The following is a 13,817-nucleotide window of genomic DNA, read 5'->3' on the forward strand; positions in this document are numbered from 1 at the left end:
ATAATCTCATTGAAGATGCGGCACTTCATTATAACTTTCCACCGTCCACCGGCCGTTTTGGTGATAAATCAGCCGGGTCATGCTGGTATTTTTCAATTTTTCTCTTTGCGGGCCGTACTCCCCGCCAGTCACCGCATGCAAAAACATATGGATGCACAAACCATGGGCCACAATCGCAATTTGCCCTCCAAAATGTTCCCTGGCCAATTCCTCGCATTTTTCAGAAAATCGTTTTTGCATGGCTTTCACGGTTTCCACACCGTATTTTCCCCCGTTTAAAGTCACTTCTTTCCAGTCGGGATATTTCCGTTTCACTTCCTCATCCATCAACCCTTCCCACTCACCAAAATTTCTTTCCCTGAATTCCGGAAAGACCGTGACCGGCAACCGGTGCGGTTTGGCCACCAGTTGTGCCGTCTCTTTGGCGCGGGACAGGTCGCTGGCATAAATGGCACTGAACGTTTCATCCTTCAGATAGCCGGCCAGCTTGGCAGCCTGCTCCCTGCCCAAATCACTCAACGGGACATCCCGTTGCCCTTGCTTGCGAAATTCCCGGTTCCACAAGGTTTCCCCATGACGAATCAAAAGAATTTTGGTCTCCATCCCTCTTCCTCCCGTCCAGTCGGTGCCAAATCCGCGGGTTGTGCGGGGTTCAGGGCCGGAAAGTGCCGGCATCAAAACGGCGGATCATGTTTTCTTCCGCCCGGTCCCCTATCAGCACAACCGCAAAAGCCCAGTCGGAATGATTCTCATCCAAAGGCACCAAATAAGGATAAATTTCATTTTCTTTGATTCCTTTTAAATCTTTCCGGAAAACCGTCCAACGCTGGTCCTTTTCATTTTCAACCGTCAAATACAAATCGCCTTCCTGCTTATACGCCCGTGCATACCATCCGGCTTCTTTCTGCAGGATATACCGGTTGCCGGTCACTAACAAAACTGGTTTCACCGGCTTGTTGATCCGGTATCCTTTGTCGATCGTTTCTTGTACAATTTCCAGATATTCCACCATCTCATCGCCGTCTTTGGAATGCATTTTGGTTTCCAGCTTGCTTTTTTCCGGCAAATAAAGGGTTTGGACACACCGGCCGCTGTCCAATTGGTAAAAATCCATCCGAAACACTTGTTTTTCCTTTATGTAAGTTAAAACGGACAAATACCGGCCATCATCACTTCCGCCGTAAATATAGGGTTGATTTTGCAAGTAAGTTTGCACACCCGCATCCAAAAGCAAATCTTTGATTTTTGGAACCTCTTGATACAATTTTTCATAAAAACCCCAGTGATCCGTGGGGTCTTGTTGAATGCCGAAGAGAAACCCCTGGCAAGCCACACAGGCAAAAGCCATGAAAACCATCAAGAGCAGAAAATATCTTTTTGACACATCAACACCCCGAACCAGTCCGAAAAATCATCCATCCTTGTTCCCATTGTATAGCAAAATCAAACGGACAGACCTCCGGATCCATGCCAACCAAGTGTCGCCCCAACTTGCACGGTACCGGCTTTAATCTTAGCATATTAAATGTTTTTATTTATATCAACAAAATCCGGGCCGGAAGGACGACACCTTCACAAGCCCGGAAAAACGGATCTTTCCTGTTACACGATGCTGACTTGTCTGGAGGAAACAACAATCGGCCGGGGGACCCCTTGAACACAAGCAACCAAGGTGGCATCTCCCCAACGGTTCACATCGGCGACATAAACGTAGGTGGGATAACGGAATACATCACGAACCACCACACGGATCACCTGACCGACATATTGGCGCAACGTTTGAGGAGCGACGAAGGGACGTTGTTGCGGGGGTTGCTGCTGACCGGGGCTCCCCGGCCTTCCCGGGGGTTCAGGCCTTCTCTGCTCAATATATCCTTCATTTCCCATCCATCCATACGGATAATGATACATCCATCCTTCTCCCTTCATTGAAGATCTATTTTCTATCTATTCCAATCCAAACCGCTTCGTTTATGTATACACCCACCCGGGAAAAACCGGGCATCAAAAGGGAAACCCTTTGTTTTCCCGCTTGTCAATCGTTATAATAGAAAGGAATTTTAAATGGAGGATCAGAGAGAACCATGCGACTGAGAAGAAACCCAGAAGCACCGAAAATTCTTTCCAATCACCCGATGGTTTTCCGGGTCACGGAAGAAAACAAAAATGAGTGGCAAGGCAAGTGGCGTACGCGCTTTCCCCATCCCGACAACCCCCTTTACGTGGAACTCGGGACCGGAAAGGGCCAATTTTTAGCCAAAGCTTCCACCCAATATCCCGATATAAACTGGATCGGCGTCGAAAAAATTCAGGAGCCTTTGTTAAAAGCCGTCCGAAAAGGAGAAGAAACCGAAAACCAAAACCTTCATTACATCTGGATGGATGTGGAATGGTTAAATGAGGTCTTCGGCAACGGGGAAATCAACCGCCTGTACCTTCACTTCAGCGATCCATGGCCGAAAAAGCGGCATACCAAAAGGCGCTTGACTCATCATCGCTTTTTGGAACGTTACCGGAAAGTGTTGGCTCCCGGCGGTGACTTGATTTTAAAAACCGACAGTGTCAGCCTGTTTGACTTTTCATTGGAGGAATTTGCCGAATACGGCTGGGAAACGGTCGAAATGACGCGGGATCTGCACAACAGCCCCTTTCAGGCGGACAACATCACCACTGAATACGAAGAAAAATTTGTCGCCCGCGGCCTGCCGATCCACTACATTCGTGTCAAGCCCGTCTGATCGTCCCATTCCTCCATTTTCCCTTCTGTTATTGACTTTTGCATGGAACCGGCTATAATAATTCCTTGTATGGCTCAAAGTTCCTGAAAAAGGGTTTTGAGGATAGCAAGCAAACGATAGGTGAAGGGATCACCCTCACTGATTCGCCTCACCGGGAACCGGTGGGTATCCGGCTTTTCGCCGCTATCCGGAAAGTGCGGGTAATTCGCGAATCAGCACCCTGTCATTTGCGAAAAACCAGCAAATGATGAAAGGAGCCAAAAAGTATGGCACGTTACACAGGACCTACTTGGAAATTAAGCCGTCGTCTGGGAATTTCTCTTTCCGGAACCGGAAAAGAGTTGGCAAAACGCCCGTACGCTCCCGGACAACACGGCCCGAACCAACGCAGAAAGCTTTCCGAATACGGAATGCAATTGCAGGAAAAACAAAAACTCCGTCTGATGTACGGCGTTAATGAAAAGCAATTCCGTAATCTGTTCAAACGCGCAGGGAAAATGAAAGGGGTCCACGGGGAAAACTTCATGAAGCTGTTGGAATCCCGTTTGGACAACCTCGTGTATCGTCTCGGACTTGCCCGTACCCGTGCACAAGCACGCCAATTGGTGGTACACGGCCACATCCTGGTCAACGGGAAAAAAGTGGACCGTCCGTCTTACCAAGTAAAACCGGGCGATGTCATCGGCGTACGCGAAAAAAGCCGCAACCTGCAAATCATCAAAGAAGCTTTGGAAGAACGCCAATACCTTCCGGAATATCTCACCTTTGATGAAAACAAAATGGAAGGTACCTACACCCGTCTTCCGGAGCGCTCGGAATTGCCGTCTGAGATTAACGAGACCATGATCGTCGAGTTCTACTCCCGTTAATCCGGCAAAACGGCATATGCGACGAAAAAAAACCCTGAAAGCCTGGATCCAGGCTTTCAGGGTTTTTTGGTTTTTTCGGCTCACTCCAAAATTTCGATATAACCCTCCGTGCCATTCACCCGGATCCTTTGTCCGTCCTTGATCCGCTTGGTCGCATTCTCCACCCCGACCACAGCCGGCAAGCCGTATTCCCGGGCAATGACAGAGCCATGGGTCATCAACCCTCCCACTTCGGTAACCAATCCTTTCACCGAGACAAAAAAGGGAGTCCAACCGGGGTCGGTAAATCTTGTCACCAAAATACCCCCGTCTTCCGGAACCGCGTCCTCCATGTTTAAAAGAACACGGGCCCGTCCCTCGACAATGCCGGAAGAAACCGGCAGCCCCAAAATTGCGTTGTCCGGGAGGTTTTCCCGTCGGTACCGGCCTTGGATGATTTCGCCATCGGATGTGATCACACGCGGAGGGAACAGTTTTTCATAGAATTGGTATTCTCTCTTTCGCCGGCGGATGATGCGTTTATCCAGCCTGCCGGTGCGCACCGCTTCGCAAAATTCATCAAAAGTGAGGTAAAAAACCTCTTCTTTATCCCGCAAAATCCCCTTTTGCACAAGCTTTTCCGCTTCTTTCAGCAAGGACTGCTTATAGATAAAGTAACGTTGAATGATACAGTACTTGGGATATTCCCTGAAGCCGGCGAGGTTTCTCAGCCGCTGGATCATCCGCTTGGTTTCCCTTGCTTTTTGCCCGCCATCCGGCAGTTCTTTCAACCGTTCCAATAATTCCTTTTCTTTTTTCAATGCTTTTTGCTTTCCTTGCTCGAACTTGCGTCTGCCGGCACCCGGCCCAAAGTTTTTGACGTGGTGCAAAATGACGGGAACCAATGTGACGGGCTTTTCGCTCCAACGGGTCCGGGTGATATCAATTTCCCCGGGACAACGCATTCCATGCTTTTCAAGAAAAGCATCGATTTTGGCACGGGCTTCTTTGCCGCCCTCCAACCGGATCATGTCATCCAAAAAAGAATCCTTTTTCACTTGTTGCAAATAATCCACAACTTGCGGATAAGGGCGGATCGCATCGGCCACCTCCAAAAGCTCCATTCCCATTTCCGACGTGATGTTGTTCGGCACTGATTGCGTCAATTGGTCGGCTGCGTGTTTTTCCCCCAGCCACTGTTCCATCTTTTCATTGATCCACATCGCAGCGTCCATCGCCGCCTGAATCAAATCGATATGGGAAGATAACTCCTTCCTCAGTCGTTTCAGATCATGCCGGATGTAATCAAACAACGCCGGTCCGGCTTTCTGTCGGATCTCTTGTTTACACTGTTCGACGGATGCCTGAGCTTTTCTCATTCGTTCCAAAACGACAGACGGATCGCTTGGAATGGAGGCCGGATCAGGCGGAGACGGCAGCGCTTGGCGTCCCGGTCCGGGATTGCGTCCTTTGCTATCCGGACAAGATCGGGTAAAATCCTCAAAAAAATTCTCCCGTTTGACAATGGTCATCAGCGCGTCTTTGATCAGCGGATCGTTTTGTCCGAGGGATTGGATCAAATGGTTTCGGCTTTCAGGCGAAGCCAGCATCGGCGTGACATCGACAAACAACCTTCCCCCTGCGGTCCGCATGGGCGCGGGCGTCGTTAACAGGAAAAAAGACAATCCCAACGGTTTCATGGCATCCGTCATCATTTGTTGATGCCCGACCGACACGTAAACGCGTTTTCCCCGGGCTTCCCCCTGCTTTGGAACAGGAAACAAAGTGGTGACGGGGCGGCTCTGAACAATATAAACGGTGCCGTCGGCCAGACACCATTCGATGTCTTGGGGACATCCGAAATGCGCTTCCAGCATCCTGCCGGTTTGCTCCAACTTCAACACTTGCTTTTCTGAAAGGACGGGACGGTTTTGCTTCTCCGGCGGGATCCCCTTTTTCTCCGTCCCGCCCTCTTTCCGTGCATAAACCGCCGACTTTTTGCAGGCAATCCGTTTCTCCGTGATTTTTCCTTCCCGCACTTTGTAGCTGTCGCCGGAAATTTCGCCGGAGACCAAGGCCTCCCCCAATCCGAAGCACGCATCCACCGCCAGCACCTTGCGGTTGGAAGTGACGGGATCGGCGGTGAACATGACACCGGAAGCATCAGGAAAAACCATCCTTTGAATCACAACAGCCGGCAAAACCTCCCGATGATCCCTCCCGTTTTTCATGCGGTAAATCACAGCCCGATCCGTAAACAGAGAAGCCCAGCATTGTTTCACCGACCGGAAAATTTCCCGGGTCCCCTTGACATGGAGCCAGGAAACCAGCTGTCCCGCAAAAGAATGGTCAGGCGAATCCTCGGCCGTTGCGCTGGAACGAACAGCATATGCTTCTTCCCTTCCAAACTTTTCAAGCAGGCGGTCCACCTCGTTCACCATCTCTTGAGGAAGGGTGGACTGCATGATCACTTTCCGGATCTTCCCACTGATTTCACCCGTTTGTTCAAGATCCTCATCTTTCAGCCGGGTGAGCCGGTCCAACAGCATATGAAAGGTTTCATTTGATGCCAAGGCCTTTTCAAAAGCGGCTGTGGTCACACAAAATCCTTCCGGCACGTGGATGCCTTGAATCTTTGAGAGCTCTCCCAAATGATATCCTTTTCCCCCGACAAGCCTGAGATGCGTTGGTTGGATTTCCTGAAACTCAAGGACATACGGATTCATCTCATTCCTCCTCCTGACGGCGTCACCGGAGGCGGATGGCCCGCGGGCACCATCCAACCTCCCGGACACGATCTCACTGGAACATGATGCACCATTTCCCCCCGAAAAAACAGTCTGATATTCTTTTTTCCGCCGTTGTATAATAAAAGTGGGAGGAAGATGCCGGTTTCAGGGCAGATGGATCCCTTGACGTTTTTGGAACATCATTTCGCCGGCGGTTTGAAATCGTGAATCCATTCCTTTATCTTTTAACCGGGTGTTCCCCCGGTTCCCCGGTTTGAATTCTCTGAAATTATGGACAAATATTAAGAATCATCCAAAATTTTTGATCTGCCTTCCCGCTCCCGCAAGCGGCATTCCCCGCTCCCGTTTGCTTCTGCACGACTTCCCGGCCCCTTTTCTTTTCAAGCATTCCGGGCTTTTCATTTTTTCCGGGTGCCCACAGACTTCCTCGCAACCATCCCCGCGGAAGCCCTGAACCGTTGCAAAATTCAAGCATAAAATATACCGATTTTAATCATATTTTCGTATTACTTTATACCAATATATATGTTAATCTTTGCTAATTTTTGTTAAAATATATATAAAGGAACCAATCATCCTCTGATTATTTCCCCTCTGTTTTTTGCTAATCTTTTCACCACCTGGACCTCATTTTCAAAAAGGTGAGGTGAGTTATGATGGCACCTCCGAAATTTTCATTGTATTCCCGTGTTTTGGTTTTTAACTACCACTCACAGCTTTTGCTTGTCAAACACCCGAAACGCGGTTGGGAGATTCCCGGCGGACGGGTGAGAGAAAAAGAATCCATTCGCTTGGCCGCCATTCGCGAAGTGAAGCAAAAAGCGGGGATGAACATCAAATTGATCAAATACTGCGGAGTTTTCCAGGACTTACGTTCACATAAATGCGAACTGTTATTTATCGGCAAACCCATCAGCGGACGGATTGCGGTCGGAGAAGAAGTCGATGATGCCGCTTATTTCCCTGTCGACACGGCCATGAGAATGATCAGCCAACGCATTGTCAAACAACAGATCATGTACTGCCTCCATGAAAAAAGACATCCATTCATCGTGGAATATTAAAAAAACCGGCAGAGCAGGCCATCCCCTGCTCTGTCGGTTCAATTTCGTTTCACCTTTGCAAATTTCCGCTTTCCGACTTGGACGACCATGCCGTCTTCCACTTGAATTTGCGCTTGGATGTCAGTGACTTTTTCCTGGTTGATCCGGACACCGCCCTGTTGAATCATCCGGCGACCTTCCCCGTTGCTAGCCACCAGACCCAGCTTGGACAAGAGGGCAACCACCCAAATCTTTCCTTGTTCCAAATCTTCTTCGGCCAATATCACTTCCGGAATCTCGTCCGGCAACGATCCCTTTTGGAAGACGGTCTGAAAATGCCTTTGGGCTTCATCCGCCGCTTCTTTTCCGTGATACATCCGCACCAGGGTATGCGCCAGCCGCATTTTCGCGTCCCGGGGATGCAATTTTTCTTGCTCCAGTGCTTGTTTTAACCCATCCAGCTCATCTACCGTCAGATCGGTCACCAACTCAAAATACTTGAGCATCAACTCGTCCGGAATGGACATGGTTTTTCCATACATGTTATTCGGCTCTTCATCGACGCCGATGTAGTTGCCCAAGCTTTTGCTCATTTTCTTCACGCCGTCCATCCCTTCAAGGATCGGCATCGTCAAAATCACTTGTTCTTCCAGACCGTATTCTTTTTGCAACTGGCGCCCCATCAATAAGTTAAATGTCTGGTCCGTCCCCCCGATCTCAATGTCACTTTTGAGCACCACCGAATCGTACCCTTGCATCAGGGGATAGAAAAACTCATGAATGCTGATGGCCTGGCCCCTTTCGTAACGTTTGGAAAAATCATCCCGTTCCAACATGCGGGCCACGGTGCATTTCGAAGCGAGATGGGTCACATCGGCAAAAGTCAGCGGGCTTAACCAGTGACTGTTGAAATAAACTTCGGTTTTTTCCCGGTCCAACACTTTAAACAATTGGTCCGTATAAGTTTTCGCATTTTCTTTCACTTCTTCTTCGGACAACTGTTTCCGGGTTTGCGATTTTCCGGTCGGGTCCCCGATTTGTGCGGTAAAATCCCCGATCACCAGCTGAACCTGATGTCCCAACTCCTGAAATTCGCGCAGTTTATGAAAGACGACCGTATGGCCGATATGCAGATCCGGGGCGGTCGGGTCCAAACCCAGTTTGATTTTCAGCGGGCGGTTTTCTTCGATTGAGCGGGCCAATTTCTCCCGCAAATCTTCCAATGGCAAAATTTCGGCTGCTCCACGCCGGATCACTCTCAGTTGTTGTTCAGTTTTTTCCATGGTTTCGGCGGACCATTCTTTTTTTACTGACATACCTGTTCCCTCCTTAAGTAAAATAAAAGTAGGTCATAAAAAAACTCCATCCCTCATCAAAAGGGACGGAGATTGATTCCGCGGTACCACCCTCATTGGAAACCGGACGTTTCCCACTCATTTCGATAACGGACCCTGTCGTCCGTGCGCATGACACGCAAGCTCCCAAGTGTAATTCACCGCCAGGTTCCTGCCGGTTCGCAGCAACCACCGGCTCTCTGGAAGGAATGGTCTGGCGACTACTCGCTTGTTCACAGCTTTTTACACGTTATAATAACCAGATTATGCTATAATATTACCCTAGAATGAGGAGGGTATCAAGTGAATGAAAAGTAGATCAGCCCGATTTACAAAAAAACGAAAGCATCAACCGGTGATCAATGCGGTGAAACCTGGCCTTTACGGACTTGTTGCTTTCGTGCTGATCGCCGCTTTTTTTGCGGTCGGCACTGGTGCGGGCATTGTATCCGCCATGGTGAAAGATGAACCGGTGAGAGATAAAGAAGATTTTGAAAAAGCATTAAACAGCTTGTTTGAAAACAGTTATGCCTATTTTGCCAACAAAGATGACAGCGGAAATCCCATTCGCATCGGGGCCTTCCGGAATGAAGGGGATGTCCGGAAACTCATCAAGTCAGTTAACGATGTCAGCCCTTACTTGATCGATGCTTTTATTTCCGTCGAAGACCGCGATTTTTACAAACATCACGGGATTGTCCCCCGCTCGATCTTGCGGGCGGCTTACCAACAGATCACCCATGCGGACGTGACAACCGGCGGAAGCACGATCACCCAGCAATTGGTGCGACGGGTCATCCTGGAGAATTTCGAAAAAGACCTAGCGCGTAAATCCAAAGAAATCGTTTTGTCCATCCGGCTTGACTCCTTGTTGGAGAAAGACCAGATTCTCGTTTATTACATGAACAGCGTCTATTTCGGCAAAGGCGCCAACAATCAAAACTTGTACGGTGTACAGGCCGCAGCCAACGGCATTTTCGGCGTGGATGTCAAAGACCTGAATCTCGCCCAGGCCGCCTATCTTGCCGGGATGGTTCAACGCCCGAATGCATACAATCCATTTGGTGATCCGGATAATCTCCGTCGCGGTTTGGACCGGATGCGACTGGTACTGTCGGAAATGTTGGAGAACAAAAAGATCACGGAAGAACAATATCAGGAAGCGTTGAAGTTTGACATCAAGGGTTCCCTGGCCAAGCCCAGTCCGGACGCCAACGGGTATGCCAATTATCCGTTTATCATGTATGCGCTTGAAAAAGAAGCGGCCGAAATCCTGATGAAAAAAGACGGTCTGGATATCGAAAAACTGAGCCAGGAAGGCAAATACCGCGCCACCTTGCAAAAATACATTGAGCGGATCCAGACACAGGGATACCATGTGTACAGCACGATCGACAAAAACATGTATGATGCCGTCAACAAGGAAGCCACCAAACATCTCACCTTCCACACGCGCAAATACGGTGAGTTTGAAGACCATGAACAATTGGGTGCAGTGCTCATGGACAACCGCACGGGAGCCGTTCTTTCCTTTGTCTCCTCGTCCAACCGCGAGGGCAATCAAAAAGACCATGCTTTTGACGCTTTAAACCAACCCGGCTCCTCCATCAAGCCGTTGATCGTTTACGGACCGGCCATTGAACAAAAAGTGGTTTCCCCCGACACCAAAGTATTGGATGAAAAACTGGCCCGGGGAGACGGTTCCGGCTATTACCAAAATGCGAACCAGAAATATCACGGACCGGTTACCATCCGGGAAGCTTTAAAATGGTCCTACAACATTCCGGCCATCAAAGTGTTCAACCACTTGGGCCATGACACCGGCTTCGAGTATCTGCGCAAGCTGAAAATCCCGCCGCATCCAAATGACGGGGAATCAGCAGCCATCGGGGGGCAAACCAAAGGTTACTCCGTTGCCAGAATGACGGCGGCTTTTGCAACGTTTGGAAACCAAGGGAAATACAATGACCCCTACATAGTGGAAAAAATCACCAATGCCGACGGGGAAGTCATCTATGAACACGAAAACAAACCGGAAACGGTCTTCTCTCCGCAAACCGCCTATCAGGTGACGGACATGCTTCGCGAGGTCGTCAAAGGAGGAACCGGTGTATATATCGGAAGCCGCATTAACGGTTTTGACATTGCCGGAAAAACCGGAACCACTTCCGAAGACCGGGACCTTTGGTTTATCGGTTACACACCGCAAATCACCCTTGGGGTTTGGAGCGGATACGATTACAACTTCCCGATGAGCCACAATGACAAATTCTCCAAACAAGCCTGGGTCAATATTTTTAAAGCCGCTCAGCAAGCAGCGCCTCAATACTTTGACAAAAATGCGCGCTTTGAAAACCCCGGCGGTCTTTTCCACGGCGTTCCGTGCCTGGAATGCGACCGGATAAACAAACATCAGGAAGACAAAGAGAAAGAAAACAAACAAAAAGACCCCAATGGCAATCCTGCGGATGATCCTTCACAAGGAAATCCGGATGATGGCACGAAGCCGCCCGATATTGTCCGTCCGCCGGATGACAAACCTTCGGATGGCGGTGGCGGAGACGACCCCAATCCTCCCGATGATCCCGGGGAGGAACCGGATCATCAGCACGGAAATCAGCCCGATCATCCCGGGCGCCCTCCGGGACAACGGGATGAAAACTGAACATCTGTTTGGAAAATCCCCTGATCTGGCAAAAAGATCAGGGGATTTTTCGCGGTCAAAAATCCATGAAAATATTGTCAAAAATTATATATGACTAGCAAGATAATGCCCTATGTTATAATAGGTCTCGTCAACATGGAGGGAGGGGATTGATGCATCATCATGAAACCATCTAACCATCCCGACGAGAGCGAACAAAAAGTGGGGAAAGAAGAAATATGAACAACAAGATCAAGCGTATTTTACTCGGCTGTTTATCAGTCATCCTGATTCTCTCTGTAGGAATCTTCGGGGCCGGAGCAGGCGTTGTTTCTGCTTTTGCCAAAAATGAAACGATCCGGACCAAAGAGGCTTACGAAAAGGAATTGACCGGCTGGTCGCAAACCAGTTACGCTTATTTCCGTTCAGAAGAGCAGATCGGTCGCATGATCGCACAAACGGACCGGAAACTGATCAAGAACATGGATGAAGTGAGCCCGTATGTTGTGGATGCCTTGGTCGCCACCGAAGACAGGGATTTCTACAATCATAACGGGATCGTCCCCCGCTCGATCTTACGCGCCATTTGGCAGCAAATCAGTAACAGCGGCGTGGAAACCGGGGGAAGTACGCTTACCCAGCAATTGGTGAAAAATGAGATTTTGGACAACACCAAAAAAACTTATGAGCGCAAAGCCTTGGAAATCATCAATGCCGTGCGTTTGGAACGTTTTTACAGCAAAGATGAGATTTTTGTAAAATATTTAAATAGTGTTGAATTCGGCCCCGGTGCTCACGGCACCCGGATGGTTGGTTTTGCCTCCGCCGCACGCGGGCTTTTTAATAAAGACATCAAAGAATTGTCCATTGCGGAAGCGGCTTATCTGGCAGGAATGGTGCAACGTCCCTACGACTACAACCCCTTTTATGGAAACACCGAACAAGAACAAAACAAGCATTTCCAAAAAGGGTTAAAACGGATGAAATATGTACTGGGGAAAATGCTTGAAACCGGCAAAATCTCGCAAGCGGAATACAATCAAGCCGTCAAATACGACATTAAAGCCCATCTTGCCAATGCATCGGATTTTCCAAATGCGTACGCAGAATACCCGTACATCATTACTTCCGTTGAACGGGAAGCCGCGCAAGTTTTAAAAGAACTGGATCAGAAAAAAGGCAATAAAGTTCAGTCGGATAAAAACTACATCGATCAAGTTCGTCAAGGCGGATACAAAATTTACACAACGATTGACAAAAACATGTACGATGCTGTGAACGACGCCGTTTCCAAAATGCACATTCCTTCAAAAAACGGCCACAGCGAACAAATCGGTGCAACCATTATCGATAACAAAACCGGAGCCATTCTGGCCTTTGTCGGTGGCACCAGTTTTGAGAAATCCAACATTAACTATGCACTGAGCGCTACCAACCAGCCGGGATCCACCATCAAACCTTTGCTGGTTTACGGTCCGGCCATGAATGAAGGAATCATTTCGCCCAACTCCATCATTATTGACGAACCGATCAAAAAAGCCGGAAGCTCTGACAACTATGTCAATGCGAACGGAAAATATTCCGGACCGGTGACGGCCACGGTCGCCTTGCAAAACTCGCTCAACATCCCGGCCGTGAAAATCTTCCGGGAACTGGGAATCAAAAAAGGCTTTAAATACTTACGCAAGATGGACATGCCGCCCACCAAATACGATGGCGAAGCTTCCGCGTTGGGAGGCATGCGTGCAGGGTACACCGTTGCCGAGATGACAGCCGGCTTTGCCATGATTGCCAATAACGGAAAACATAACAAACCCCATTTGATTCAAAAAATCGTCGATTCCAATGGGGATGTGATTTACGAGTTTGAAAAACATCATCAGCCAAAAACCATTTTAAAACCGTCTGTTTCCTTTGAATTAACCAAAATGTTGCAGAAAGTGGTGACGGACGGAACCGGTCGCTATATCGGCTCCAGTCTCCCAGGGTTCACGATTGCCGGTAAGACCGGAACGACATCCAATTATTACGACCTGTGGTTCATTGGCTATACTCCGGAAATTTCCCTCGGGGTCTGGTCCGGTTATTCGGACGCAAATCGCCCGGCTGACAAAGATCTTTCCAAAACAGCTTGGGTCAAAATCTTTAAAGCGGCTCAGCAAGCAAGTCCGGATCTGATCAAACAAGGAAGCCAGTTTGAAAATCCGGGCGGACAAGTCAAGGACCAATGCTTTGAATGCCATAAGGTCCCGCAACAACCGCAACAACCGCAACAACCGCAACAGCCGGAGCAACCGGGGAACCCGGCACAACCCGGTCAGCAACCGGGAAATCCGGGACAGCAACCGGCACCTCCGCAACAACCGCAGCAGCCGGAACAGCCCCAACCGGGAGCGGAGCAGCCTCAAGAAGCCAGTACGTTCCTGCGTTACTTTTCACCAGAAAAAGACGCCACCTGAA

The 13,817-nt window shown here is 49.1% G+C and carries 10 protein-coding genes and 1 other annotated feature; of the genes, 5 read left to right on the plus strand and 5 right to left on the minus strand.

What is annotated here, in order from left to right:
* Positions 1-6: 6 nt before the first annotated feature.
* The 3 genes from I8U23_RS05780 to I8U23_RS05790 form a co-directional block, all read right to left on the minus strand.
* A complete protein-coding gene (locus I8U23_RS05780; protein WP_049720463.1) occupies positions 7-603 on the minus strand; it encodes a histidine phosphatase family protein in 597 nt (198 codons plus the stop codon).
* Between the two features lie 49 nt (positions 604-652).
* Positions 653-1,384, minus strand: a complete 732-nt coding sequence (locus I8U23_RS05785; protein WP_198050820.1) for a hypothetical protein — start codon at positions 1,382-1,384, stop codon at positions 653-655.
* Between the two features lie 218 nt (positions 1,385-1,602).
* Positions 1,603-1,911 (minus strand): hypothetical protein, encoded by a 309-nt coding sequence (locus I8U23_RS05790; RefSeq protein ID WP_037995637.1) that lies wholly within the window; start codon positions 1,909-1,911, stop codon positions 1,603-1,605.
* Between the two features lie 173 nt (positions 1,912-2,084).
* On the opposite strand from I8U23_RS05790, the gene trmB reads away from it, so the two are divergent.
* Both trmB and rpsD read left to right on the plus strand, forming a co-directional pair.
* Positions 2,085-2,738 carry a tRNA (guanosine(46)-N7)-methyltransferase TrmB gene (gene trmB / locus I8U23_RS05795; protein ID WP_037995639.1) on the plus strand — a complete coding sequence of 218 codons (654 nt, stop codon included), beginning with the start codon at positions 2,085-2,087 and terminating at the stop codon, positions 2,736-2,738.
* A 266-nt stretch (positions 2,739-3,004) separates the two neighbouring features.
* Entirely contained in the window at positions 3,005-3,607 is a 603-nt protein-coding gene (gene rpsD / locus I8U23_RS05800) for a 30S ribosomal protein S4 (RefSeq protein ID WP_037995641.1), read from the plus strand.
* A gap of 80 nt (positions 3,608-3,687) precedes the next feature.
* Here the strand turns inward: rpsD and ppsA are convergent, their stop codons facing one another.
* Entirely contained in the window at positions 3,688-6,312 is a 2,625-nt protein-coding gene (gene ppsA / locus I8U23_RS05805; RefSeq protein WP_198050821.1) for a phosphoenolpyruvate synthase, read from the minus strand.
* A gap of 680 nt (positions 6,313-6,992) precedes the next feature.
* On the opposite strand from ppsA, the gene I8U23_RS05810 reads away from it, so the two are divergent.
* Positions 6,993-7,400, plus strand: coding sequence for an NUDIX hydrolase (locus I8U23_RS05810; RefSeq protein ID WP_037995722.1), 408 nt, complete (start codon positions 6,993-6,995; stop codon positions 7,398-7,400).
* Positions 7,401-7,438: 38 nt separating this feature from the next.
* Here I8U23_RS05810 and tyrS read toward each other — a convergent pair whose 3' ends face one another.
* Positions 7,439-8,695 (minus strand): tyrosine--tRNA ligase, encoded by a 1,257-nt coding sequence (tyrS, locus tag I8U23_RS05815; protein WP_037995647.1) that lies wholly within the window; start codon positions 8,693-8,695, stop codon positions 7,439-7,441.
* 58 nt (positions 8,696-8,753) lie between these two features.
* Positions 8,754-8,959: a binding site (T-box leader), on the minus strand.
* 61 nt (positions 8,960-9,020) lie between these two features.
* Here tyrS and I8U23_RS05820 point away from each other — a divergent pair.
* Both I8U23_RS05820 and I8U23_RS05825 read left to right on the plus strand, forming a co-directional pair.
* A complete protein-coding gene (locus I8U23_RS05820; RefSeq protein WP_049720467.1) occupies positions 9,021-11,378 on the plus strand; it encodes a transglycosylase domain-containing protein in 2,358 nt (785 codons plus the stop codon).
* Between the two features lie 218 nt (positions 11,379-11,596).
* A complete protein-coding gene (locus I8U23_RS05825) occupies positions 11,597-13,816 on the plus strand; it encodes a transglycosylase domain-containing protein (protein WP_198050822.1) in 2,220 nt (739 codons plus the stop codon).
* The last annotated feature ends 1 nt before the right edge of the window (position 13,817 follow it).

This window comes from Thermoactinomyces sp. CICC 10735 (assembly GCF_016055175.1).
In the GTDB taxonomy this organism is placed as follows: domain Bacteria; phylum Bacillota; class Bacilli; order Thermoactinomycetales; family Thermoactinomycetaceae; genus Thermoactinomyces; species Thermoactinomyces vulgaris.